The organism is Propionispira raffinosivorans DSM 20765 (assembly GCF_000381065.1).
In the GTDB taxonomy this organism is placed as follows: Bacteria; Bacillota; Negativicutes; order Selenomonadales; family Selenomonadaceae; genus Propionispira; species Propionispira raffinosivorans.
Window position 1 is genome coordinate 1 of the sequence record NZ_KB905839.1, and the last position, 25,797, is coordinate 25,797.

General features: G+C 39.5%; 22 protein-coding genes. 18 read left to right on the plus strand and 4 right to left on the minus strand.

Going from position 1 to position 25,797, the window contains the following annotated elements; translation table 11 throughout:
- The first annotated feature begins 129 nt into the window (after window positions 1-129).
- The 13 genes from atpF to F606_RS0100070 all read left to right on the plus strand — a co-directional run bounded on the left by atpF (window position 130) and on the right by F606_RS0100070 (window position 15,485).
- Complete coding sequence (gene atpF / locus F606_RS0100005) at window positions 130-633, plus strand: F0F1 ATP synthase subunit B (protein WP_019551795.1); 504 nt, start codon at window positions 130-132, stop codon at window positions 631-633.
- The gene (locus tag F606_RS0100010) at window positions 627-1,166 is read left to right on the plus strand and encodes a F0F1 ATP synthase subunit delta (RefSeq protein ID WP_019551796.1); all 540 of its coding nucleotides are present in this window, start codon (window positions 627-629) and stop codon (window positions 1,164-1,166) included. Before atpF ends, F606_RS0100010 begins: the two co-directional genes overlap by 7 nt.
- A gap of 26 nt (window positions 1,167-1,192) precedes the next feature.
- The gene (atpA, locus tag F606_RS0100015; RefSeq protein WP_019551797.1) at window positions 1,193-2,710 is read left to right on the plus strand and encodes a F0F1 ATP synthase subunit alpha; all 1,518 of its coding nucleotides are present in this window, start codon (window positions 1,193-1,195) and stop codon (window positions 2,708-2,710) included.
- Window positions 2,711-2,730: 20 nt separating this feature from the next.
- A complete protein-coding gene (gene atpG, locus F606_RS0100020) occupies window positions 2,731-3,588 on the plus strand; it encodes an ATP synthase F1 subunit gamma (protein ID WP_019551798.1) in 858 nt (285 codons plus the stop codon).
- 15 nt (window positions 3,589-3,603) lie between these two features.
- Window positions 3,604-5,016, plus strand: coding sequence for a F0F1 ATP synthase subunit beta (gene atpD / locus F606_RS0100025; protein ID WP_019551799.1), 1,413 nt, complete (start codon window positions 3,604-3,606; stop codon window positions 5,014-5,016).
- Between the two features lie 3 nt (window positions 5,017-5,019).
- Window positions 5,020-5,442: an ATP synthase F1 subunit epsilon gene (atpC, locus tag F606_RS0100030; RefSeq protein WP_019551800.1), complete on the plus strand. Its 423-nt coding sequence runs from the start codon at window positions 5,020-5,022 to the stop codon at window positions 5,440-5,442.
- 135 nt (window positions 5,443-5,577) lie between these two features.
- Window positions 5,578-6,843: a UDP-N-acetylglucosamine 1-carboxyvinyltransferase gene (murA, locus tag F606_RS0100035; RefSeq protein ID WP_019551801.1), complete on the plus strand. Its 1,266-nt coding sequence runs from the start codon at window positions 5,578-5,580 to the stop codon at window positions 6,841-6,843.
- A gap of 146 nt (window positions 6,844-6,989) precedes the next feature.
- Window positions 6,990-8,054: an NADH:flavin oxidoreductase gene (locus F606_RS0100040; RefSeq protein WP_019551802.1), complete on the plus strand. Its 1,065-nt coding sequence runs from the start codon at window positions 6,990-6,992 to the stop codon at window positions 8,052-8,054.
- A gap of 484 nt (window positions 8,055-8,538) precedes the next feature.
- Window positions 8,539-9,561: an ABC transporter substrate-binding protein gene (locus tag F606_RS0100045; protein WP_019551803.1), complete on the plus strand. Its 1,023-nt coding sequence runs from the start codon at window positions 8,539-8,541 to the stop codon at window positions 9,559-9,561.
- 101 nt (window positions 9,562-9,662) lie between these two features.
- Window positions 9,663-11,171 (plus strand): sugar ABC transporter ATP-binding protein, encoded by a 1,509-nt coding sequence (locus F606_RS0100050; protein ID WP_019551804.1) that lies wholly within the window; start codon window positions 9,663-9,665, stop codon window positions 11,169-11,171.
- Entirely contained in the window at window positions 11,171-12,247 is a 1,077-nt protein-coding gene (locus tag F606_RS0100055) for an ABC transporter permease (protein WP_019551805.1), read from the plus strand. The genes F606_RS0100050 and F606_RS0100055 overlap by 1 nt, the downstream gene beginning before the upstream one ends.
- Window positions 12,244-13,269: a galactofuranose ABC transporter, permease protein YjfF gene (yjfF, locus tag F606_RS0100060; RefSeq protein WP_019551806.1), complete on the plus strand. Its 1,026-nt coding sequence runs from the start codon at window positions 12,244-12,246 to the stop codon at window positions 13,267-13,269. Before F606_RS0100055 ends, yjfF begins: the two co-directional genes overlap by 4 nt.
- A gap of 527 nt (window positions 13,270-13,796) precedes the next feature.
- The gene (locus F606_RS0100070) at window positions 13,797-15,485 is read left to right on the plus strand and encodes a carbon starvation CstA family protein (RefSeq protein WP_019551808.1); all 1,689 of its coding nucleotides are present in this window, start codon (window positions 13,797-13,799) and stop codon (window positions 15,483-15,485) included.
- Window positions 15,486-15,600: 115 nt separating this feature from the next.
- Here F606_RS0100070 and F606_RS0100075 read toward each other — a convergent pair whose 3' ends face one another.
- From F606_RS0100075 to F606_RS0100090, 4 genes are all read right to left on the minus strand, one after another.
- Window positions 15,601-15,834: a hypothetical protein gene (locus tag F606_RS0100075; RefSeq protein ID WP_019551809.1), complete on the minus strand. Its 234-nt coding sequence runs from the start codon at window positions 15,832-15,834 to the stop codon at window positions 15,601-15,603.
- Between the two features lie 141 nt (window positions 15,835-15,975).
- Window positions 15,976-17,145: a MalY/PatB family protein gene (locus F606_RS0100080; protein ID WP_019551810.1), complete on the minus strand. Its 1,170-nt coding sequence runs from the start codon at window positions 17,143-17,145 to the stop codon at window positions 15,976-15,978.
- A 17-nt stretch (window positions 17,146-17,162) separates the two neighbouring features.
- Window positions 17,163-18,296 carry a trans-sulfuration enzyme family protein gene (locus tag F606_RS0100085; protein WP_019551811.1) on the minus strand — a complete coding sequence of 378 codons (1,134 nt, stop codon included), beginning with the start codon at window positions 18,294-18,296 and terminating at the stop codon, window positions 17,163-17,165.
- Window positions 18,297-18,311: 15 nt separating this feature from the next.
- Window positions 18,312-18,758 carry an RrF2 family transcriptional regulator gene (locus F606_RS0100090; protein ID WP_019551812.1) on the minus strand — a complete coding sequence of 149 codons (447 nt, stop codon included), beginning with the start codon at window positions 18,756-18,758 and terminating at the stop codon, window positions 18,312-18,314.
- A 246-nt stretch (window positions 18,759-19,004) separates the two neighbouring features.
- Between F606_RS0100090 and cysK the strand changes: the two genes are divergently transcribed.
- From cysK to araD, 5 genes are all read left to right on the plus strand, one after another.
- Window positions 19,005-19,937, plus strand: coding sequence for a cysteine synthase A (gene cysK, locus F606_RS0100095; protein WP_019551813.1), 933 nt, complete (start codon window positions 19,005-19,007; stop codon window positions 19,935-19,937).
- Window positions 19,938-20,250: 313 nt separating this feature from the next.
- Window positions 20,251-21,339, plus strand: a complete 1,089-nt coding sequence (locus F606_RS0100100) for a GntR family transcriptional regulator (RefSeq protein WP_019551814.1) — start codon at window positions 20,251-20,253, stop codon at window positions 21,337-21,339.
- Window positions 21,340-21,699: 360 nt separating this feature from the next.
- Window positions 21,700-23,379 carry a ribulokinase gene (gene araB / locus F606_RS0100105; RefSeq protein WP_019551815.1) on the plus strand — a complete coding sequence of 560 codons (1,680 nt, stop codon included), beginning with the start codon at window positions 21,700-21,702 and terminating at the stop codon, window positions 23,377-23,379.
- Window positions 23,380-23,461: 82 nt separating this feature from the next.
- On the plus strand, window positions 23,462-24,943 hold the full coding sequence (araA, locus tag F606_RS0100110) for an L-arabinose isomerase (protein ID WP_019551816.1): 1,482 nt from the start codon (window positions 23,462-23,464) through the stop codon (window positions 24,941-24,943).
- Window positions 24,944-24,962: 19 nt separating this feature from the next.
- A complete protein-coding gene (gene araD, locus F606_RS0100115; RefSeq protein WP_019551817.1) occupies window positions 24,963-25,652 on the plus strand; it encodes an L-ribulose-5-phosphate 4-epimerase in 690 nt (229 codons plus the stop codon).
- Window positions 25,653-25,797 lie beyond the last annotated feature (145 nt).

A 25,797-nucleotide genomic window follows, 5' to 3' on the forward strand; every position in this document is an offset into this window, starting at 1 on the left:
GTTATCGCCATCGTTCTGTTATATGCAAATCCATTAATCAAATAATGAATTGTCATAGACTTTTTATGTGAGGGCGACAGCATAAGAATGCCGTCGCCCACTTTATACGTGAGATAAGGAGGCAGCAGAATGGTTGACATTAATATGACTTTGGTTGCACAGATTTTTAACTTTTTAATTTTGGCAGCAATTTTAACAAAATTTGCTTATAAACCTTTGATGAAAGTTTTAAAAGAGCGTGAAGATCAAATTGCGAAAAGCATTGAATCCGCAGAAGCAGATGAGCTTAAAGCACAGGAACTTCTGAAGGAATACCATGATCAGCTTGCAACCGCTAGAATACAAGCACAAGAAATCGTAGATAAGGCGATTAAAAGAGCGCAAGAAGAGCGCGAAGCACATATCAATGAAACAAAACGTGAGATCGATCAAATGCGCAAAGCCGCTCAGGCAGAAATCGTTCACGAACGTGAGCGGGCCGTAGCCCAGTTAAAAGGCGAAGTTGTCGCTTTATCAATGGCTGCAGCAACAAAAATTATTGGCAGCAATATTGATACAGAAGCTAATGATCGCTTGATTGGTGAATTCATCGATAAACTAGACAAAGACAAAATGGGTGGTTTGCCATGTTAAACATGCAGTTGGCAAATAAATATGCGAAGGCAATTTTTGAAGTAGCACAAGATGATGGTAAAATCGATGAATATGGCACTGATCTAAAAACAGTTGCCAGCGAAATTGATGCACATAAAGAATTAGCCTCATTTTTAGTGAACCCTCAAATTCAGCCAAATGCAAAAAAAGATCTTTGCGCTAAACTGTTTAAGGAAGAACTGTCTGTATCAGTTTATAATTTTTTGATGCTGCTCATCGACAAACGTCGTGAAGTTTTATTACAAGAAATTGTCAGAGAATATCAAACTCTGTCAAATGCTGCTCAAAATATCATTCATGCAGAAGTTACGGTAGCATCTGCTTTAAATGAAAAGCAGCAAGCAAAACTGATTGAAAAATTGGAAGAATCTACAGGGAAAAAAGTTGTGGTTCGGACAAAAATAGATCAGAGCATTATCGGCGGTGTAGTTGTAAAAATCGGTGATAGACTTATCGATGGCAGCATAATACGCCAGATGCAATCATTACAAAAACAATTAATGGCAAATTAACTTGTAGATTGGGGTGACAGAGTAGTATGAAAATGAATCCAGAAGAAATAACAGCCATTATCAAGGAACAGATCAAAAACTATGATGTGGATCTGAATGTTGATGATGTAGGAACTGTTATCGAAATTGGTGATGGTATTGCTCACATCCATGGTTTAGAAAAAGCTATGGCGGGAGAATTACTTGACTTTGGTAACGATATTTATGGTTTAGTATTAAACCTTGAACAAGATAACGTCGGCGCCGTTATTCTCGGTGGCGATGTACTTATTAAAGAAGGCGACACGGTTAAAAGAACTGGCCGTATCATGCAGGTACCTGTTGGTGAAGCAATGATCGGACGTGTGGTGGATGCTTTGGGTCGTCCAATTGACGGCAAAGGGCCTATTGAATCGACAGAAAATCGTCCGATTGAATATCCGGCTCCTGGTATCGCTGATAGAAAATCAGTACATGAACCATTGCAAACAGGGATTAAAGCAATTGATGCTTTGGTGCCAATTGGTCGTGGACAACGTGAACTTATCATTGGTGACCGTGGTACTGGTAAAACAGCAATTGCGATTGACACAATTTTAAATCAAAAAGGACAGGATTGCTTCTGCGTTTATGTAGCAATTGGTCAGAAAGCATCGACAATTGCTCGTGTGGTAAAAACATTAGAAGATCAGGGCGCTATGGCATATTCAGTTGTTGTTGTTGCAACGGCTGCAGATAGTGCACCACTTCAGTATTTGGCTCCTTATGCCGGTGTGGCAATTGCGGAATATTTCATGTACAAAGGCCAGCATGGTCTATGCGTATATGATGACCTTTCGAAACATGCGGCAGCTTATCGTGCCATGAGCTTATTGCTTCGTAGACCACCAGGTCGTGAAGCATACCCTGGGGACGTATTTTATTTACATTCTCGTCTTTTGGAACGTGCGGCAAAGTTATCAGATGAACTTGGTGCAGGTTCCATTACGGCACTGCCAATTATCGAAACTTTGGCAGGCGATCTTTCCGGATATATTCCGACAAATGTTATTTCAATTACAGATGGTCAGATCATGCTTGAAACAGAAATGTTTTATTCTGGGATTAGACCGGCTATCAATGTAGGTCTTTCGGTATCACGTGTTGGTGGTAGTGCTCAGATTAAAGCGATGAAACAAGTTTCCGGGCGTATGCGTCTTGACCTTGCTCAATATCGTGAACTTGCTGCTTTTTCGCAGTTTGGTTCGGATCTTGATAAAGCTACCAAAGATCAGCTCGATCGTGGTGCACGTATGGTAGAAACGTTGAAACAGGCACAGTATTCACCACTTTTAGTACAAGATCAGGTACTGATTATTTATACCGCAGTAAGAGGGTTTTTAGCGGATATTCCAGTAGATCAGGTAGTGCGCTTCCATCAGGGCTTCCTCAAATTCATGAATAGCACGCATGCTGAAATTGGTGCAAAAATTATTGAACAGAAAAAACTCGACGATGCCCTTGAAGAACAGATCAACAAGGCAATTGGTGAATTTAAGGAAACATTTTCTTATAAGAAAGCATAATGCAGCGAGGTGATTTTTAATTGGCTAGTTTACAAGACATACGCCGTCGTATAAAAAGCGTAAAAAGTATCCAGCAAATCACAAAAGCCATGAAAATGGTAGCTGCAGCTCGCTTGCGCCGGGCACAGGAATCGGCAGTGGCCAATAAGCCATACGCTGATAAAATGCGTCAGGTTATTGCCGATGTAGCGGCAAATGCAGGCGGCGAATTCAGCCATCCGCTGCTCGAAGTGCGTCAAGATGGAAAAAAACTCTATCTCGTGCTTGCCTCGGATAAAGGTCTTGCTGGTGCTTATGCCAGTAATGTTTTTAAAGAAGCAGCAGCGCATATTTCAAACAAATCCGAAGTGGATTTAGTCACGGTCGGCAGAAAAACGAGAGATCATTTCGTCAACCGCCATTACAGTATCGTGAGTCAATATACCGGTATCAGCGAACGCCCTACGTATGATAATGCGCGCGAAATCGCTTCGGATCTCATCAAAAAATTCACAGCAGGTGAATGTGATGAAATCTATATGGTATATACAAAATTCATCTCGGCAATCACCTCCATTCCGACAACGATTAAATTATTGCCGTTTGACGATCTTGGAGATGGTGAAAAGGATGCATCAAGTGGAGAATATATTTATGAACCATCCGCTGGTGAAGTGCTAGGATTCTTATTACCACAATACTTGGTAACAACAATATATGCGGCGTTACTCCAAGCTTCCGCAAGTGAGCTAAGTTCCCGTATGACTGCGATGAGCAATGCAACGGACAACGCCGAAGAACTCATTGACAAATTAGACTTGCATTATAATAAAGTGCGTCAGGCAAACATTACCCGCGAGATCACAGAAATCGTGGGTGGTGCGGAAGCCTTGAAGTAAGGAGGTTTTCTTATAGTGGCTAATGGTAAAGTAGTACAGGTCATTGGACCTGTCGTAGATATTGAATTTCCAGCGGATTCACTACCAGCAATTTTAAATGCGATCACCATTCAGGGGGTCGCAGGTGAAGTGAAGATTGATTTGACAGTTGAAGTTATGCAGCATTTGGGTGATTGTGTCACTCGTTGTATCGCAATGAGTTCTACCGATGGTTTGACTCGTGGAATGGAAGCAGTCGATACGAAATCTCCAATTAAAGTACCTGTTGGGAATGAAACCCTTGGTCGAGTATTTAATGTACTTGGTAAAACGGTTGATCATAATCCAGCGCCGGTTGGCAATAAAGAATTTTGGTCAATTCATCGTTCTGCACCAAAATTCGACGAACAGGAAACTTCAACACAGATTCTCGAAACGGGGATTAAGGTTGTCGATCTTATTGCACCGTATTCCCGTGGTGGTAAAATCGGTTTGTTCGGTGGTGCTGGTGTTGGTAAAACAGTTCTGATTATGGAATTGATTCATAACATTGCAACACAGCATGGTGGATACTCCGTATTTGCTGGTGTAGGTGAACGTACGCGTGAAGGTAATGATTTGTGGTCAGAAATGACAGAATCCGGCGTTATTGATAAGACAGCACTTGTTTATGGACAGATGAATGAACCACCAGGTGCTCGTATGCGTGTAGCATTAACAGGTCTTACGATGGCAGAATATTTCCGTGACGTACAAGGTCAGGATGTACTTTTGTTTATTGATAATATTTTCCGTTTTATTCAAGCTGGGTCTGAAGTATCTGCATTGCTCGGTCGTATGCCGTCTGCAGTTGGGTATCAGCCTACACTGGCAACCGATGTTGGTGCGCTTGAAGAACGTATTACATCAACGAAAAAAGGGTCTATTACTTCGGTACAGGCCGTATATGTACCGGCTGATGATTTGACAGATCCCGCTCCAGCTGCAACATTTGCCCATTTGGATGCAACGACAGTACTTTCTCGTCAAATTGCCGAATTAGGTATTTATCCAGCAGTGGATCCACTGGATTCTACTTCTCGTATTCTTGACCCTCATGTTATTGGTGAAGATCATTATGAAGTAGCTCGTGGTGTACAGGCAGTCCTTCAGAAATACAAAGAATTGCAGGATATTATTGCGATTTTGGGTATGGAAGAATTATCAGATGATGATAAACTCGTTGTTGCCAGAGCGCGTAAAATTCAAAGATTTTTAAGCCAGCCGTTTTTCGTAGCGGAAGTATTTACTGGTTCACCAGGGAAATATGTTCCACTGAAAGAAACGATTCGCGGGTTTAAAGAAATTTTAGAAGGTAAACATGACGATATTCCAGAAGCCGCTTTCTATATGGCTGGTACTATTGATGAGGTTATAGAAGCAGATCGCAAAATGAAAAAGGGGGAATAATTCATGGCTACAATAAAGCTGGAAATTGTTTCTCCAACAAAAGTTGTTTATACAACCGATGTTAATATGCTTATTGTCCGTAGTACGGGTGGTGAACTTGGCATTTTACCGCATCATGCTCCGCTTATTACTGGATTGATTCCTCATGCTATGAGGGCTAAGACAGATGCTGGTGAGCAGCTTATTGCTGTGAGCGGCGGTTTTATGGAAGTGCAGCCAGATAAGATTACGATCTTAGCATCGGCGGCTGAACTGCCAATCAATATTGATATCAATCGTGCAAAACAAGCATATGCTAGGGCACAGGAACGATTGGATGCTTTTAAAGTCGGTGCTGAAAAAGGCAAAGATATCGATTCAAGTCGTGCTCATGCTGCTTTTGAACGTGCCAAAGCACGGCTTAAAGCAACAAAAACAGATTTTTAAAGATAAAAAAAGAAGTGTGGATTTGGCCGCACTTCTTTTTTTATTTTCATATTAAGCAGGAAAGGACTTGATAGAAATCCTTGTTGATGATAAACTATGGAGTGATGCTTAGGAGTATTATTTCGGGAGGATATAATGGAGAAGTTAATTATAAATGGTGGTCATAGATTGGAAGGCCGCGTGAAAATCAGCGGGGCAAAAAATGCAGTGTTACCGATTATTGCGGCGACACTTTTGGGTCAAGACGGGCCGAGTCTTCTCGATGAAGTTCCGGCACTAGAAGATGTACATACAATTTCTGAAGTCTTAACTGAATTAGGTGTAAAAGTACAGTTTGATAGTGAAAAAGATACTTTATTTGTTGATAGTTCTGTGATTGCCAGTTGTGAAGCACCATATGAACTTGTGCGCAAAATGCGAGCGTCTTTTTTAATCATGGGTCCGCTTTTAGCACGCTGCGGTGAAGCAAAAATTTCTTTGCCAGGAGGCTGCGCTATTGGAACAAGACCGATTGATCTTCATTTAAAAGGATTTGAAGCTCTTGGTGCGGAGATAGAAATAGGTCATGGCTTTATTCAGGCTAGTGCACCACATGGCTTGAAAGGGGCAAGGATTTATCTTGATTTTCCAAGTGTCGGGGCAACGGAAAATATCATGATGGCAGCTTGTATGGCACAAGGGCAGACTATTCTTGAAAATCCAGCACAAGAACCAGAAATCATTGATTTAGCAAACTATTTGAACGTTATGGGGGCTAAAATTCGTGGTGCTGGTACGAATGTAATTAAGATTGATGGTGTTACGAAGCTCATTGGTAAAAATTATACGATTATTCCGGATCGCATTGAAGCAGGGACGTATATGGTCGCTGCAGCAATGACTCGTGGGAATGTTTATATTGAAAACGCAATTAGTGAACATTTGAAGCCAGTAATTGCAAAGCTTAAAGAGGCTGGTGTCACGATTGAAGAAGATGTAAATGGTATTCGTGTGACTTGTGATAAACAGACGAAAGCGGTGGATGTTAAAACAATGCCATATCCAGGCTTTCCAACCGATATGCAGGCACAATTCATGGCAATGCTTACGGTCTCCGAAGGTACCGGACTCGTTACGGAAACAGTTTTTGAAAATCGTTTTATGCATGTAGATGAATTAAAACGTATGGGATCGAATATCAAAATCGATGGACGAACATCGGTTGTTGAAGGTGTTCATAAATTAACTGGCTGCCAGGTTAAAGCAACGGATCTTCGCGCTGGTGCTGCCATGGTGCTGGCTGGACTTGTTGCAGACGGCGAAACACAAGTCGGGTATATACATCATATAGATCGAGGTTACGATCACCTTGTAACGAAGCTCTGCGGCTTGGGTGCGGACATTCGGAGAACAGAAAAATAAGAATACGCTTAAAAAGGACTGTTGCATTAATTGGCAACGGTCCTTTAGTATATAAAACATTTTTGCGTTAAGCGGTGCAGCTAGGTCAAATATTTTTGATTGTGGTATAATAAACAAGTTATTGTGACAATTTGGAGGGTATTTGTATGAGAAAAATAGAAGAAAAAATTAAATTACAGCATTTAACAGTTAAAAACCGCCTGATACGATCCGCTGTGCATAGCTTTTTGGGCAATTCGGATGGAACTATGACAGATGCTGAATATGATATGTATGAAACCTTAGCTAAAAATAATGTGGGCCTTATTATAACAGGGCATTGCAGTGTTTCCCCACAAGGTCAGGCCAACGAAGAGCAAATTAATATTTATGATGACCGTTTTATTGCGCAGTTCACCAAAGCTCGTGATATGGTTCATGCTTATGGAGCTAAATTTGTTGTGCAGATTAATCACGCCGGACCTAGAGCGGTTAATAATGATGATTTAATTGATGTTGTAGAACGTGATCTAAGAAAAGATCGTCATGCACGAGCACTGACAATTGAAGAAATCAAGGGAATTGAAGAACAGTTTATTGCGGCTGCAGTTCGTTTACAAAAAGCGGGTGTAGATGGAGTTCAGATACATGCAGCTCACAGCTATCTTTTATCACGTTTTCTGGATGAAACGTTTAATCAAAGAGTTGATCAATATGGTGGCAGTATTGAAAATCGGTTTCGGATTTGCCGTGAAATCATTCAGGGAATTCAAAAACAGTGTGGCCAATCTTTTCCGGTATTGATTAAAATCAATAATGATAGTAAAACCAATGATGAACAATATGGACAAGATATGTTGTATGTACTGCATGAGTGCAAGGCTTTACAGGTAGAACTAGTTGAATTTAGTGGTGTTGATTTTATTTCACTGCCGCGGACAGCTAGTCTTTATTATTTGGATCGTATTGCGAAATTGAAAAATTCGGTGGACATACCAATCGCTTTAGTAGGTGGCGTACAGTCTTTGAACGATATGGATAAAGTATTGGCAGCTGGGATTGATATGGTATCGTTAGGGCGCCCTTTAATTTGCGAACCGGATTTATTTCTGAACCTTTTGGCCGGACAAGAAAAAGCGAAATGCCTCTCGTGTAATCGCTGTTTTGCTATTCCCCATATCAAGCCTGGAATACGTTGTGTCTTACACCGTAAATTAAAAAAAACAAATTGATTTATTTTACAAGAGAGTAGCAGGCGGCTCTCTTTTTTTTTATTGATTTAATATTCAATTAATAAAATATTTTGTGAATTTTTAAAAAACTATTGAAAAATAATTCTGATAGTTGTATGATAAAAGTAAATAAGCAAGAAACAAGTTGTATGATAATGAAAGTAACAATAGAGGCTTATTTTTTACATAATAAAATTCAGAAAGTTTTGTTAGTTTTTGATTTATAAACAATTCAGATTGTTGTCAGCGAATGTTTCGGTTAAGAAAATGGCTAAAGAATAAAAATGTGTAAAGCACTTCCTGCTTTACGATTACAGGTGGATTTACAGGATTTCATCTGTTGGAACTCAGGGGGTTTTTGTATATAACTCCAAATTGGATATTTTGTAGAATTCGAGGTGAATGGGAAAAAAGGGTGTGCAAGAAAAAGTTTTATCAAATGAAGCGGGGATACTTTAATTAACAAGAAAAAGGAGTCGAGAAAATGAAAAAAGTTATTTCGTTATTATTGGCAATTTCGTTGTTAGTCTTAGCTGTAGGTTGTGGCGGCGGTGACCAGGCAAAAAAAGATGATGCAAAAGCGGCCTCATCCGGTGGAAAACAGATTACCATGGGATTCTCCCAAATTGGTGCTGAATCTGAGTGGAGAACGGCCCATACAGAATCTATAAAATCAGCAGCTAAAACAGCAGGTATTAACTTACAATTTTCAGATGCACAGCAAAAACAAGAAAATCAAATTAAGGCAATTCGTTCTTTCATCGCTCAAGGCGTTGATATTATTGCTTTTGTTCCAATCGTGGAAACAGGCTGGGATACTGTATTGAAAGAAGCAAAAGATGCTAAGATTCCTGTAATCGTAGTTGATAGAGATGTGAAATTAAGCGATGAATCCTTATATATAGCAAAAATTGGTACGGATTCAGTTGCAGAAGGTAAAAAAGTATTCAATTGGATTGACGAATACATGAAAAAAGAAAATAAACAACCACGTAGTGGTGATAAATTCAATATCGTAGTTCTTGAAGGCACCGTAGGTTCTTCCGTAGCGATTGGTCGGGCGAATGGATTTAAAGAAGCTATGGCAGCAGCTCCTGATGCAGCGAAATATACGATTTTGGCATCACAAACTGGTGAATTTACACGCCAAAAAGGTCAAGAAGTTATGGAATCATTCTTGAAATCTGATCGTGATAAAATTGATATCTTATTTGCTCATAATGATGATATGGCACTTGGTGCAATTCAGGCTATCGAAGCAGCAGGTCTTAAACCAGGTAAAGATATTACAATTATTTCGATTGACTCAGTAAAAGGTATGTTCCAGGCAATGATCGATGGTAAAGCAAACTGTACTGTAGAATGTAATCCACTCCAAGGAGATATTCTTATGGAAACAGCAAAGAAAATTTTAAATAAAGAAGAAGTTCCTAAAAATGTATATGTTGAAGAAGGAATCTTCCCAGCGGATGTAGCTGCTAAAACTTTACCAGAAAGAAAATATTAAGGTTTTGATCTAAAGCTATAACCACACCCGTAACCGGGTTGTTCGGTTAGGGTGTGGTTATTTTTATCTAAAAACTGCCATCAGGAGAAAGAAGTGGGAATATGGAAAATCTACTTTTAGAAATGCGACAAATTGATAAAGTTTTTCCTGGCGTTAAAGCATTGAGCGGCGTTGACTTCACTTTAAGGGCTGGAGAAATTCATTCTATTATGGGTGAAAATGGTGCAGGGAAATCAACATTGATAAAGGTTTTAACAGGCGTTTACCCGCGCGATGGCGGCAGTATTTATATGGAAGGGAAAGCAATTGCCCCGCGAACGCCAAAAGAAGCACAAGAAGTCGGTATATCTACGGTATATCAGGAAGTCAATCTTTGTGCGAATCTGACAGTTACAGAGAATATATTTATTGGCCGCCAGCCGACAAAACATGGTTTTATTGACTGGAAGCAAATGAATACAAGAGCGCAGGAACTATTACAGAAACTGAATGTTGATATTGATGTGACAAAAACATTGGATCATTATTCAGTTGCAATTCAGCAAATGATTGCGATTGCTCGGTCTGTTGATGTTTCAGCAAAGATATTGATTCTTGATGAACCAACATCAAGCCTTGATGAACAGGAAACACAGAAACTTTTTACGGTAATTCGCCGACTGAAAAAACAGGGCATGGGTATTATTTTTATTTCACATTTTTTGGAACAAATTTATGATTTGTGCGAAAAAATTACGATTTTACGTAATGGAGAACTTGTGGGGGCGTATGATGTTGCAAAATTGCCACGAGTTGAACTCATTGCGAAAATGATCGGAAAAGATTTATCAGCTTTGAAAGATTTCGATAAATCAGAAGAAAAAAGTGTACCATCAGCAGGAGTTTTCCTTGATGCAAAAAATATTTCTTGTATTGGAAAACTCAATCATATGGATGTGCAAATCCATCAAGGTGAAGTAATGGGCTTTGCGGGACTTTTGGGTTCAGGCCGGACTGAAACAGCAGAATTGTTGTTTGGTATCAACAAAATCACGGCAGGGGAAATCCTTATTCACGGGACACAAATGCGCTTGGATGAACCAATGAAGGCCATGCAGCAACAAATTGCCTTTTGTCCAGAAGATCGCAAGCAACAAGGTGTTGTTGGAGATTTGAGTGTACGAGAAAATATTATATTAGCGTTGCAGGCCAAAGATGGCATTTTTCATCATATTCCCCTTAACGAGCAGATTGTTATTGTCGATGACTACATTAAACTTTTGAATATAAAAGTTTCTGATCGGGAGCAGCTTATTAAAAACCTGAGCGGTGGTAATCAGCAAAAAGTGATTATTGCCCGTTGGCTAGCAACAAATCCGGAGCTTTTAATTTTAGATGAACCAACGAGAGGTATCGATGTTGGTACCAAAAATGAGATACAGAAAATGGCCGTTACTTTAGCGAAACAAAAGGGCATGGCGGTGATATTTATTTCTAGTGAATTGGATGAAATGATTCGTACTTGTTCTAAGTTAATCGTTTTGCGTGATCGTAATAAAGTCGCTGAAATTGAAGGCGATGCTATAAGCTCGGAAAATGTGATGCGGGCGATTGCAGGGGGGGATGCTTGATGGAAACACTCAAGAAAATAACAGCTAGTCCATTGTTTTTACCTCTTTTTGCGCTAGCAGTATTACTTATTTTCAACGTTATTTTTGTGGATGGGTTTTTAACGATTGAAATGACCGATGATGGTCGTCTGTATGGACGGTTGATTGATATTTTAAATCGCTCGTCATCGCTTATTATTCTGGCACTTGGCATGACCTTTGTCATAGCGACGAGTGGTATAGATATATCGGTTGGTTCTGTAATCGCCATATCCTCAGCGGTTTGTTGTACGCTGATCGGCGGACGCGGCGATGGGGCAGCTGAATATCCAATGATTTTAGCGATGCTGGCAGCTGTTTTGGCAGGCGTTTTATGTGGTGTTTGGAATGGTTTACTCGTAGCGAAGTTTAAAATTCAACCGGTTGTTGCAACACTGATCTTGATGACAGCCGGGCGTGGGATTGCTCAGCTTATTACAGAAGGTCAGATCATAACGGTATACTATAAACCTTTTGCCTATATAGGCAGTAGTATTCCTGGCAATATTTTACCAACGACAATTTTTATTGCCATTGCCATGATCTTACTCGTAACGTTCATCATTAAAAAAACATCGATTGGCCTATTTGTTCAGTCGGTGGGGATTAATCCAACAGCAAGTCGATTTACAGGTATCAATGTAACGTTTGTTATTTTTCTTGTTTATGCATTTTCGGGTTTTTGTGCGGGGGTGTCAGGGCTGATTGAAAGTTCCTTGATTCGCGCCGCTGATGCCAATAATGCAGGACTTAATATGGAAATGGACGCGATATTGGCTGTAGCTTTAGGCGGTACCTTGCTTAGCGGTGGTAAATTCAATATTGGCGGCAGTGTTATCGGCGCCATTACAATTCAGACTCTGACAACGACCATGTATGCATTGGGCGTGTCTTCAGAGCAATTGCCGGTAATTAAGGCGGTTGCCGTTATTATTCTCTGCTTGATGCAGTCTAGCAAATTCAGAGTTATGTTCAATAATTGGAAATCCCGCAATAAAGTGGGTCCACAGGGAGATAAAAACTTTCTGATGGATGAAAAGGCGGTGAATAAAGCATGAATTCAAAATTGAGAACATTGACCAATGAAGCGATTTCATCACAATATTTTTCATTTTTTGTAACTGTGATTTTGTTTCTGGTTCTATATGGTGTTGGTATCATGACCTATAAGGGGTTTATGCGGCCACAGGTATTTTTTAATCTCTTTATTGATAATTCGGCCTTAATCATTGTGACAATCGGGATTACTTTTACGCTTTTAACGGGTGGAATTGATTTATCGGTTGGTGCAATTGTAGCTCTTTCCTGTATGATTTTGGCATCGCTTTTGCAAAATACAGGTGTATCTGTACCTGTTGCAGTGGTCGCAGTACTCGTTTTGGGAATCTTCATTGGCGGTGTGCAGGGGTATTTGATTACAGCCTTCAATATGCAGCCGTTTATCGTGACTTTGGCCGGGATGTTCTTTTGCCGAGGACTTACAGCGGTTATTTCAAGGGAAACGATCAGTATAACCAATGACTTTTATGTGTCAATTGCCAGTGAACGTATTGGTATCTTTGGTTTAGGGTTTATATCAATTGGTGCAGTAGTGGCTTTATGTGCACTGGTTGTTGCGGCGGTCGTTTTAAAATATACGAAGTTTGGTCGTACGATCTTTGCCTTGGGTGGCAATGAAGCATCTGCATCACTTATGGGACTGCCTGTATTTAAAACGAAAATCATGGTCTATGTTATTAGTGGTTTTTGTGCAGCTTTGGGTGGTGTTGTATATTCTTGGATCATGCTATCTGGGTACACCCTGCATGGATTAGGTATGGAAATGGATGCGATTGCTTCGTCCGTAATTGGCGGAACACTTCTTACCGGCGGGGTTGGTTTCATTCCAGGAACTTTGTTTGGAGTACTCATTCAGGGTGTCATTCTTACCTTTATCACATTTCAAGGAACATTGTCTGCCTGGTGGACAAAAATTGTTGTGGGAGCATTGCTCTGCATTTTTATTATTATGCAAGCTTTGATTACGGAACGTAAAAGCAAGCTTTCATCGAAAAGTTCGATTGAAGCCGCTAAACAATAAATTTTTCATGATACCCTCTTTTGGCAAGTCGAAAAAGTCGAAATCTTTTTAGTAGATTTCGACTTTTTCGTTTAAAAAAAATAAAATTAGCATATTCGTTTTATTATACTGGTTTACATGTTGACACAAAAATATTGACAAATATTCTATTGAATGATATATTATCATACAATAGAATAAAGAAATGCAGATAATTAGGACACGAAATCTTGGCATGTTTTCTACAGAGAGTCATTTGTTGGTGGAAGAGTGACATTGGAACAATGATTTTATCACCTATCGAATCTTGGCTGGAATATAGAATCAGTCTGTACGGTTTTCCACCGTTAACGGGAAGCAGTTTTTAGTCAGGCTGAAAACTGTTCTGAGTGGCTGCTGGAGCAGCAATTGGAGTGGTAACACGGAGTCGCCTTCGTCTTCATGGAATTTATGGAGAGGAAGGTTTTTTTTGCATTTATTTATTTACATCACCTGATTTATCTGCAGCTATTATTCTAGAATTATAGAAAGAAATGAGGGACTTATTTATGAATGGTTTAACCATTGTAGGAATTGGTATCGTTATACTAGCTGGTGCCTATATCAGTTACGGCAGGTGGCTCGTTAGAATATGGGGCATTGATCCGAAGGCGAAAACGCCTGCTTATAAATTTGAGGACGGTCAGGATTATATACCAGCTTCAAAAATCACGGTGTTTACACATCAATTTTCTTCAATTGCGGGTGCAGGACCGGTGACTGGACCGATTATTGCCGCCATGTTTGGCTGGCTGCCAGCATTGTTATGGATTTTAGTTGGGGGCATTTTTTTTGGTGCGGTACAAGATTTTACAGCACTCTATGCCTCTGTTAAAAACGATGGCAAATCAATGGGGGTTCTTATTGAAAAATATATTGGCAAAATGGGAAAACGGTTATTTTTATTATTTTCCTGGCTTTTTACGCTACTGGTTATTGCTGCTTTTGCCGATATTGTAGCCAATACATTTAATGGTTTTGCCAAAGATGGTTCGCTGGCGACACCAAATGCTGCCGCTGCATCCATTTCAATGTTATATATTTTTGTAGCCATTTTATTTGGACTCTTTATTAAACGATTTAAACCATCGGAAAAACTTGAATTTGTTGTTGGTATTATTTTGATTCTTGTGATGCTCGCAGCTGGTATTGCCTATCCATTGTATTTTGATAAAACGGTTTGGCTGTATGTGGTTTTCGCTTATATTTTTGCGGCATCAGTTATGCCAATGTGGCTTTTGATGCAACCTCGTGATTATCTTAGTTCTTTTTTATTGCTAGGTATGATTGCGGGAGCAGTTATCGGGGTGATTGTAGCAAATCCAACGCTCCAGATGCCAGCATTTGTTGGTTTTGAAGTGAATGGGAAAATGCTCTTTCCAATGCTTTTCATTACGATTGCTTGTGGTGCTGTATCGGGCTTTCATAGTTTGGTTTCATCAGGTACGTCTTCTAAAACGATTCGCAACGAAAAAGATATGCTGTTTGTTGGTTATGGTGCGATGCTGGTAGAATGTTTGCTGGGAATTGTTGCTTTAGTTGTAGTTTGTTCGGCAGCAACAAATGGTGTATTACCGGAAGGCACGCCATTTCAGATTTTTTCCAATGCAGTAGCTGGATTTTTATCGATGTTTGGACTGCCAATCGGCATTGCTAGCTGTATTATGACGATGTGCGTATCAGCACTGGCAATGACGTCACTTGACTCCGTTGCTCGTATCGGTCGGATGTCTTTCCAAGAACTTTTTATGAGTGAAACACAAGGGGAAGTCACATGGGTACAGCGTGTTTGTACGAATAAATATTTTGCAACTATTATCACCTTGTTTTGTGGATATTTATTATGTTTGGGTGGGTATATGAATATTTGGCCGCTGTTTGGTGCAGCGAATCAGTTATTGAGTGCATTGGTGCTGATTGGCCTAGCCGTGTTTTTAAAAACAACCGGGCGCCAGGGCTGGATGCTTTACGTGCCAATGACGGTTATGTTTCTGGTTACTTTCACGGCGTTACTGCAAGCCGTTTATGGCATTTATAATAAGTTATTTGTCAGCGGTGGTTTTGTTTTTATGATTGATGGATTGCAGCTTATTTTGGCTTTAGCATTGATGACCTTAGCGGCATCGGTTGCTTTTCACTGCGTGAAAGAATTGCTGCGTGCCAAGACAGAAGATAAAGCGGCTGTTACATTAGAATAAAAGAGTTAGTCAATAAAATAAAGCAGGGCATAAAATCCAGATGGATTTTATGCCCTGCTTTATTCGATTTTTAAGAATAAAAAACAAAGTGTCAATAAAAAACAAAAATTGCTTTTTAAACGACACAACGATTTGAATTAAATGTTGTGATATTTACGCGACGAATTCGTTCAAATGGAATAGAGTGAAATGCATATCTAAGATCCACATAATCGTCAGTAAGCTTAAAATCTATACTTTTAAGCTCCTTGCCTTTGGAATGCTTTTTGATTTTTTCTATATAATATTGAATTTCACTTTTTTCCAGTTGACCGTCCTCGATAGTAACATAGACGTTGTCGATCAACATACAAAATACCTCCATCAAAATTGCGGAACACCTTGCTATATACTTATTATACACTAAAAAAGAAAATTTGTTAAGACAAATTTCGCAAGATGTCACACAACTAGAGAATAGATTATTTATATGGTTGTGAAAATTTTGACGTCATTCGAGTATGTTTTTTAGATTTTGCAAAGCCTGCGTGAGCGTTGCACGGGGGCAGGCGATATTAATTCTTTGAAAATTTGCCCCTTCAGGACCGAACATCGGGCCACGATCAAGCCACAGACCAGCCTTGTGGATGATCTTTTGATCCAACTCTTCCGGCGATAGACCCAGTGCAGAAAAATCAAGCCAGATCAAATAAGTGCCTTCTGGTTCGACGAGCCGAACACCGGGGAGTTCCTTTTCGATAAAGTCACGACTCAGACGAAGATTTTCTGCCAGATATACTTTTAGTTGGTTCAGCCAATCTCGACCATGTTCATAAGCTGCTTTTGCCGCAATCAATCCTAACGAATTTAACTCACAATACCCGGTTTTATCAATTTCTTTTTTGAATTTTTTTCGTAATGTTTGGTCAGCAATAAAAATATGTGAGACTTGTAAACCGGCTAGATTGAATGTTTTACTCGGCGCTGTACAAGTGATAGTACGATTTAAGTATTCAGGTTTTAAATCAGCAAAGACATGGTGCTTATGTCCGCTGTAAACAAATTCATGATGTATTTCATCAGCTAAAATTAAGACATCATGTTTTAGGCAGATGTCACCAATGCGAATGAGTTCCTCTTTTGTCCAAACTCTGCCAACGGGATTGTGTGGGCTGCAGAGAAGAAAGAGTTTTATGTTGTTTTGAATAATTTTTTCTTCGAAATCCGTGTAGTCCATTTCATAATGAAAATTTTTATAAATGAGCGGTGAATTGACTAGCCGTCGATCATTATCTTCGATTGTCAGTGAAAAGGGATAATAGACGGGTCTCTGAATGAGTATACTGTCACCGGGGTTTGTGAAAGCCCGAATGGCCATGGCAATGGAAAAAACAACCCCGGGGGCTTTAATAAGCCAGTCTTCTTGGACTTTCCAGTTGAAAGATTCATCCAGCCATTTAGCAATTGTTAGAAAATAATCACGTTTGACATCTGAATATCCAAAAATACCATGCTGGCAGCCGGCGGTTATGGCGGCGATAATTTCAGGGGCAGCCATAACATCCATATCGGCTACCCAAAGCGGCAGTATATTTGCGGGTTTGCCGCGTTCTACAGCAAAGTCATACTTTAAAGAATTCGTATTTTTTCGATCAATAATCTTATCAAAGTTATAGTTCATATGTAGTCCTCCTGAAATTAAATAAAGGCTGCTTCGAGATCGGCAATGAGATCGGCGGCATTTTCGATACCAACCGATAATCTTAAGAGACATTCATTGATCCCTTTTGCTTCACGTTCTGCTTGCGGCAGGTCAGCATGGGTTTGCATCATTGGATAGGTCATGAGTGTTTCTACACCGCCCAAGCTTTCAGCAAATTGAATGATTTTAATATGTTCTAATAGCTGACAGGCCGTTTTTTCTTGATCAACGGTAAATGAGATCATACTACCATAGCCTGAAGCTTGTTGGGTTGAAATTTCATAAGCGGGATGTTCTGGTAAACCGACATAATATACTTTTTTTATTTTTGGCTGCTTTTTTAACCAATTTGCAATTTGCAAAGCATTTTCTTGTTGTTTTTCCATGCGAATTGCTAATGTTTTTATGCCCCGCAATAAAAGCCAGCTGTCAAAGGGAGCTAAGCAAGAGCCAACCGTCTTATAGATGAACCGTAATTTGGCTGATAGTTCAGCATCATTAACGACGAGAAAACCAGCCAGGGTATCATTGTGTCCACCCAAATATTTCGTTCCGCTGTGTAAAACAACATCAGCACCAAGGCTGAGTGGCTGCTGAAAATAAGGTGTAAGGAAGGTATTATCGACGATGACAAGCAAATTATGTGTTTTAGCGATTTCGCAAACAGCTTTGATATCTGTAACATGCATCATCGGATTGGTTGGTGTTTCAATATAGATTGCTTTTGTGCTGGGGTTGATATTTTGTTCGATCTGAGCTAGATCGGACGTATCAATTGAACTAAAAGAAAGACCGTTTTTTGTGGAGATATGATCGAACAGGCGGTGTGAACCACCGTATAAATCGTTCGAGGCGATGATATGATCACCTGGAGTGAACAGTTCCATTAACATAGTAAGTGCTGCCATACCCGTGGAAAACGCCATTGCGTCCAAACCGTGTTCAAGATGAGCAACCGTTTTTTCTAAGTGTTCACGGGTTGGGTTTTGCAGGCGTGAATAATCATAACCGGCAGTCTGACCGACTCCGGGGTGAACAAACGTTGCTGATTGATAAATCGGCATACTGATTGCTCGGGTCGGGTTGTTTTCAATGGCTGCTGCATGAATGCAGAGTGTATCTTTTTTCATATGTTTCAGTCCTTTTTAAATAAAATACATAAAATCATCGATTGGTTTTTGTTTTTCTGCTTCATTGATAATATCATTTAGTGATATTTGTTTTAATGTTTCAGAAAGATTGCGGTCAATGACATTGAATACAGTGATACGAAGCGCTGCGTCGAGTGATGGAGCTTGCTCTTTGACCGTGTTTTCAGTTGTTTCCACTAATGCGATTTCAATAGCGGCCAATATCGCATATACGGTGATTTTATTTGGTGCTAAAGCCAATTGATAGCCGCCTTGCGCACCTTTTATTGAATTGACCAGACCAGATCTTTTGAGCAGTGAAAAAACTTGTTCAAGATAAATCTTCGAAATACCAAGTTTTTCAGCAATGCTAATAATGGTAATCGGGCTGCCTGTTTGATAGTTTTGTGCCATATGTGACATGGCGGCAAGACCATAGCGTCCTTTTGCAGAAATTTTCATGAATAACCACCCATTTCATACTAATACTATATGTTTTTCATTATAATATAAGTTGAAGTATAATGTCAATAACATAGTTAAGGAGTATGTTATTGACATTTTTCCGAAAAAGTATTGACAGGATCGGTAAAGGGGTATACAATGTAAGCATATTAATCATATATGTTTTACGAAATAATTCGAGCGAAACATTTGCGTTTCGAGTTTAGTAGTCGAGATAAAAAATAATATGCGGAGGGATTCAACATGGCAAAAATTTATGAAAGCATCACAGATCTTATTGGAGGTACACCTTTATTAAGAGCAAAAAATTATAGTAAAAAAAATGATCTTAAAGCAACAATTTTAGTTAAATTGGAATATTTTAATCCGGCAGGTAGTGTAAAAGATCGTATTGCAAAAGCAATGATTGATGAAGCAGAAGAAAAAGGTCTCATCAATAAAGATTCCATCATTATAGAACCAACGAGTGGTAACACCGGTATTGGTTTAGCAAGCGTAGCAGCAGCTCGTGGTTATAAAGCGATTCTTACAATGCCAGAAACAATGAGTATTGAAAGAAGAAATCTTCTTAAGGCATATGGTGCTCAGATTGTATTGACGGATGGTGCAAAAGGTATGAAAGGTGCAATTGCAAAAGCGGAAGAGCTGGCAAAAGAAACACCACATTCCTATATTCCATCCCAGTTCACAAATCAGGCAAATCCAGCTGCTCATAAAGCAACTACAGGTCCTGAAATTTGGCAGGATACAGATGGAAAAGTAGATATTTTTGTTGCTGGTGTTGGTACTGGTGGAACATTGACTGGTGTTGGGGAATATTTGAAATCGCAAAACCCAGCGATCAAAATTGTGGCAGTTGAACCTACAACATCACCGGTATTGTCAAAAGGCGTTGCCGGTCCACATAAAATACAGGGAATTGGTGCAGGTTTTGTACCGGATACATTAAATACTAAAATTTATGATGAAATCATAACGATTGATAATGAAGTGGCCTTTAAATTTGCTCGTGATTTTTGTCATTCAGAAGGCGTACTCGTTGGTATCTCCTGCGGTGCAGCTTTTGCCGCAGCTGTGGAACTTGCTAAACGTCCGGAAAATGAAGGGAAAACGATTGTGGCACTTTTACCTGATACCGGCGAACGGTATTTATCAACTGCTTTGTTTACAGACTGATCGTACATAGTGATTGATAATTGTGCTTAGGCAAAGACCGTTCCTCAATATATATCTGTTCAGCCCAGAATAGATAATATTAAGGAACGGTCTTTTTTGCAGGCTGCAGCAAAGTCTTTTAGTAAAAAATACAACTATCAAAGGATATTGTTTTTTAAATTGAGACAAATCATACAAATTAATCTTATTTGTATGATTTATATTGCAATGAAGTCTTGCCTATGCTAAAGTTGAACATAAGAACAACTTTAGCATAAAATTTTGTGATTTTATAAAAAGACAAAATAGTTGGAAAACTAATGGAGTGATTTGTATGGCAGTGCAGAAAAGTGAACCGAAATATTTGAAAATTGTTAATTGGATTAAACAGCAGATTGCCGAAGAAGCTCTCGCCGTAGGGGATCGACTTCAGTCGGAAAATGAACTCAGTATAGCTTTTTCTTTGAGTCGCCAGACTGTGCGACAGGCAACGAGTATTTTAGAAAATGATGGTATTTTGGAAAGACGACGCGGTAGTGGAACGTATGTGGCGTCAACTCGAATTGTGCAGCGAGCTGTTACAATGAATATTGCTGTTATTACAACATATTTGGATGATTATCTATTTCCGCGGGTTATACGAGGCATCGATCAGGTTCTTACAAATAATAATTACTCAATGCAATTGGCTATTACATACAATAAAGTAGAGAACGAAATGAAAATTCTGGAAGCTATGCTCGAAAAAGGCGTTGATGGACTTATTGTTGAGCCGACAAAAAGTGGTCTGCCAAACTTGAATGCAGAACTTTATAAGCAGATTAAACGTCAGGGCATTCCCTGTGTATTTATCCATGCTTGTTATCAGGGACTGAGCTTTCCTTATGTGGCTATGGATGATTATGCCTGCGGGAAAGCGGCGGTAGATTACTTGATGGAGAAAAATCATACACGTGTAGCGGGCATATTTAAAGCGGATGATATCCAGGGACATCTTCGTTATGCTGGATGTGCGGGTGAATTGAAAAAAAATAAGGTTTTACTGCAAGAAGACAGTATCGTCTGGTTTACGACGGAAGATTTAGATAGTGACGTAGTTGAAAATTTTGAGCAGCGTATTTTGAAACGTCTCGATGGCTGCAGTGCCGTGATTTGCTATAATGATCAAATTGCCTTACGGGTGATGGATTTGTTAGCACGAAACAACAAATCAGTACCAGAAGATCTATCGGTTATTTCATTTGATAACTCCAATTTGGCAACATTGGGACCTGTTGGACTGACTACCTTTACGCATCCAAAAGAAGAATTAGGCCGCGTGGCTGCTGAAAATCTTATGAAAATTATCCATAAAGAACAATGTGAAATGACTGTAAAGTTTAAACCAGAACTCATTGAAAGAGATTCCGTCCGTGAGCAATAATTGCGTACGGAGTCTCTTTGTTTTTATTTATGACAGAGAAACAGAAAAGCATTTTAAATAAATTGATAATTCTAAAATTTTAGTAAAATAATATTGAAAAATTTTATTTTAAATAGTATACTAACAATAGAACTTGTATGATAAATAAGCTTAGTTGTATGATTTATGAAATTTCAACATACAGTTTTGATAAATTGAAGTAGAAATGGGGAGTGAAGAAGCGTCGTTATTGCAAAGAGTCACTATATTATTGAATAGTCTTAAAAATAAGAATATTCAATAATATAGTGACTGGATTATTCGATTTGGGCATAATATTTAGAAAATAAGATGAGTCATAAATTTTTAGGAGGGGTATACATGCCAAAATATTCAATCGGTGTGGACTTTGGGTCACTTTCTGGCAGGTCGGTTTTAGTGGAAATAGGTACAGGCAAAGAATTAGAGAGTTGTATTTTTGACTATCCCCATGCAGTCATGGATAAGCAGTTGCCAGACGGAACAAAACTTGGTGTGGATTGGGCTTTGCAGGATCCGCAAGATTATATTGATGTATTATCGCATACGATTCCGGAATTGATCAAAAAAACAGGTGTTTCCCCAGATGATATTATTGGAATCGGTACTGATTTTACGGCGTGTACGGTTTTACCAGTTAAAGCGGATGGAACACCACTTTGTTTTCTCGCTGAATATCGCAGTCAGCCACATGCTTATGTGAAACTATGGAAACATCATGCAGCGCAGGATAAAGCGAATCAACTCAACGAGATTGCAGCCAAGATGGGGCAGTCATGGCTGAACAGATATGGTGGAAAAATCTCATCGGAATGGGCAATTCCTAAAATTTGGCAAATTCTTGATGAAGCTCCAGAAATTTATGCGGCGATGGATTATTTTGTTGAAGCTGCCGATTGGATTATTTGGCAGATGACGGGAGTACAGTCTCGTAATTCCTGTACAGCGGGATATAAAGCGATGTGGAATAAAAAAGATGGCTATCCATCTCCGGCTTTTTTTAAAGCCCTTGATCCTCGTTTAGAAGATATAACTACCACCAAATTAAGCTGTCCAGTTACAGCACTTGGTGAAAAAGCTGGTGAAATCACAGCGGCAATGGCCAAACTTACGGGACTAAAGCCAGGGACAGCAGTAGCTATTGGTAATGTTGATGCGCATGTAACGATTCCAGCAGTCAAGATAGAAGGGCCGGGCAAGATCTTGGGAATCATGGGAACTTCTACCTGTCATGTGCTTTTAGGCGTTGAAGAAAAAATCGTTCCAGGAATGTGCGGCGTTGTTGAAGATGGAATATTACCGGGATTTTTTGGCTATGAAGCAGGACAATCTTGTGTAGGGGACCATTTTGACTGGTTTGTTAAAAATTGCGTTTCCAGTGAATATGAAGCAGCCGCTAAAAAAGAACATAAAAATATTCATGAATATTTGACGGATAAAGCAGCAATGCTGGATGCTGGCGAATCGGGACTTGTGGCACTTGATTGGTGGAATGGTAATCGTTCTGTTTTAGTCGATGTTGATCTGACGGGACTTATGCTCGGGATGACCCTACAGACGAAACCAGAAGAAATGTATCGTGCCTTGATTGAAGCAACGGCTTATGGCACGCGGAAAATTATCGAAACCTTTATTAAGAGTGGTGTACCAATTCAGGAATTTTATGCATCAGGGGGTATTTCACAAAAAAATACTATGGCGATGCAGATCTATGCAGATGTCATCAATCTGCCAGTTAGAATTGCTGGTTCAAAACAGGGTCCGGCATTAGGTTCGGCAATTTTTGGAGCAGTAGCTGCTGGGAAAACATGTGGTGGGTATGACGATATATTCCAGGCAACGCGTGATATGGGAAAACTTCGTGAGGATGTTTACATCCCAAATCAGGTTAGTGCTGCAGTATATGACAAACTTTATGCAGAATATGATATCTTACATGATTATTTTGGTCGTGGTGATAATAATGCGATGAAACGTCTTAAAAAGATAAAAAAAGATGTAATAAAAGCTAAAAATAACTGAAATTTTTAACAGCTAAGCGATGCTTTTACAATAAAAATGATACTTTGAATTTTAGTATCATAATAATAGGAGGTAGATTTTTATGAAATGTTTAAAAGAAGCAGAATTTTGGTTTATTACAGGTAGTCAACATCTTTATGGTGAAGAAACTTTACGTTTGGTAGGCAGTCATTCGGAAACGATTGTAACAAAGTTAAATGAATCAGCAAAAATACCAGCACGAATTGTGTTTAAGTTGGTAGCGACAACTTCGGATGCTATTGAACAGGTGATTGAAGATGCAAACTATGATAAAAATTGTGCGGGTATTATCACTTGGATGCATACGTTTTCGCCATCAAAAATGTGGATACGCGGTTTAGGAAAACTGCAAAAACCATATCTGCATTTGCATACTCAATTTAATCGAGAAATTCCCAATGAAGGGATTGATATGGATTTTATGAATTTAAATCAGTCCGCGCATGGCGATAGAGAACACGGTTTTATCGGTACGCGTATGCGATTGGCACGTAAAGTTGTCGTAGGCTATTGGGAAGATGAAATCGTTCAGGAAAAAATCGGCAGATGGATGCGTACTGCTATAGGCGTCATGGGCAGCCGTGAACTGAAGGTGGCACGCTTCTCTGATAATATGCGTGACGTTGCAGTGACGGAAGGGGATAAAGTAGAAGCACAGATCAAGCTTGGTTGGGCTGTCAATACATATCCTGTAGGGGATTTAGTACAATATATTAATAAAGTCACGGAAAGTCAAATTGATGTCCTCATGAAGGACTATGATCAGAAATACACGATGCATACAGATAATATTGCATCGGTGCGCTATCAGGCAAAAATGGAAATTGGGATGAAAACGTTCCTTGAAGCAGGCGGGTTTGATGCTTTTGTCAATAATTTTGAAGACTTGTTTGGAATGGATCAGCTGCCGGGACTTGCTACACAAGATCTAACGGCTGCCGGATATGGATTTGGTCCAGAAGGTGACTGGAAAATTGCTGCTTTGGCAAGTGTTATGAAAATCATGGCGCAAGGTGATGATAAGGGCACGGCTCTAATGGAAGATTATACGTATCATTATGCAGATCATGGTGAAAGCCTTATTTTAGGGGCACATATGCTGGAAGTTTGTCCAAGTGTGGCTGCGGATAAACCAAGGATTGAAGTGCATGATTTAGGCATCGGCGGAAAAGATGCTCCGGCACGGCTTGTCTTTGAAGGTAAAACAGGTCCCGCTATTACTGCCACTTTGATAGATATGGGTGGCAGGATGCGTCTGATTGTGAATGATGTTCTGGCTGTAAAGCCAATTCTCTCTATGCCAAATCTGCCAGTGGCCAGAGTTATGTGGAAACCACTTCCTAATCTCGAAACGTCTGCCGAAAGCTGGATTTTAGCGGGCGGTGCTCATCACAGTGTAATTAGCTACAGTGTAACAGCAGAACAGCTGCGAGATTGGGCCGAAATCATGGATATTGAATTTGTGCATATTGGCGAAAAAACAGAGATCGATCAATTTAAACAGGATTTACTCATGGCAGATCTTGTTTGGAAATTGAAATAAGAGAGTAGGGTGAAGCTAGATGCTAGAAGAACTTAAACAAAAAGTCTATGAAGCAAATATGATGCTGCCGGAATATAAAATGGTGACCTTTACCTGGGGTAACGTTTCGGCCATTGATGAAACACGCAAATTGATTGTTATTAAGCCATCCGGAGTTGAATATAACAAAATGAAAGCTGAAGATATGGTCGTTGTTGATCTAGAGGGAAATATTATCGAAGGTCGACTCAATCCATCCTCGGATACAGCAACTCATATTGAGCTGTATAAAGCTTGTGAAAACATTGGCGGAATTGTCCATACCCATTCACGTTATGCAACATCCTGGGCGCAGGCAAGGATGAGCATTCCGGCATTGGGGACAACGCATGCGGATGATTTTTATGGTGCAATTCCTTGTACGAGAGCGATGACGAATGAAGAAATTCAAGGAGAATATGAAAAAGAGACCGGAAAGGTAATCATAGAGACTATGGGGCAGCGCATGATGGAAGAAGTGCCAGGCGTAATTGTTTATTCACATGGACCGTTTGCTTGGGGCCCTGATCCAATCGCTGCTGTAAAAAAAGCAGTTGTTTTGGAAGAAGTTGCATTTATGGCTTATCAGGCGATGACGCTTAATCCTTCTTTATTGCCGATGCAGCAAACGCTGCTCGATAAACATTATCTGCGTAAACATGGTGCAAATTCATATTATGGACAAAAATAAATAGATCAAGAAGTTGCTGACAGCAAACTATCTGTTGTAATCAAGATAGTTAGTGGCAGCAACTTTTTTGTTTTATAAAGTGATAAGATAAAACATATATTGCATATAAAACATATATGCTTGATTGACGGTGCTATAATAGAAT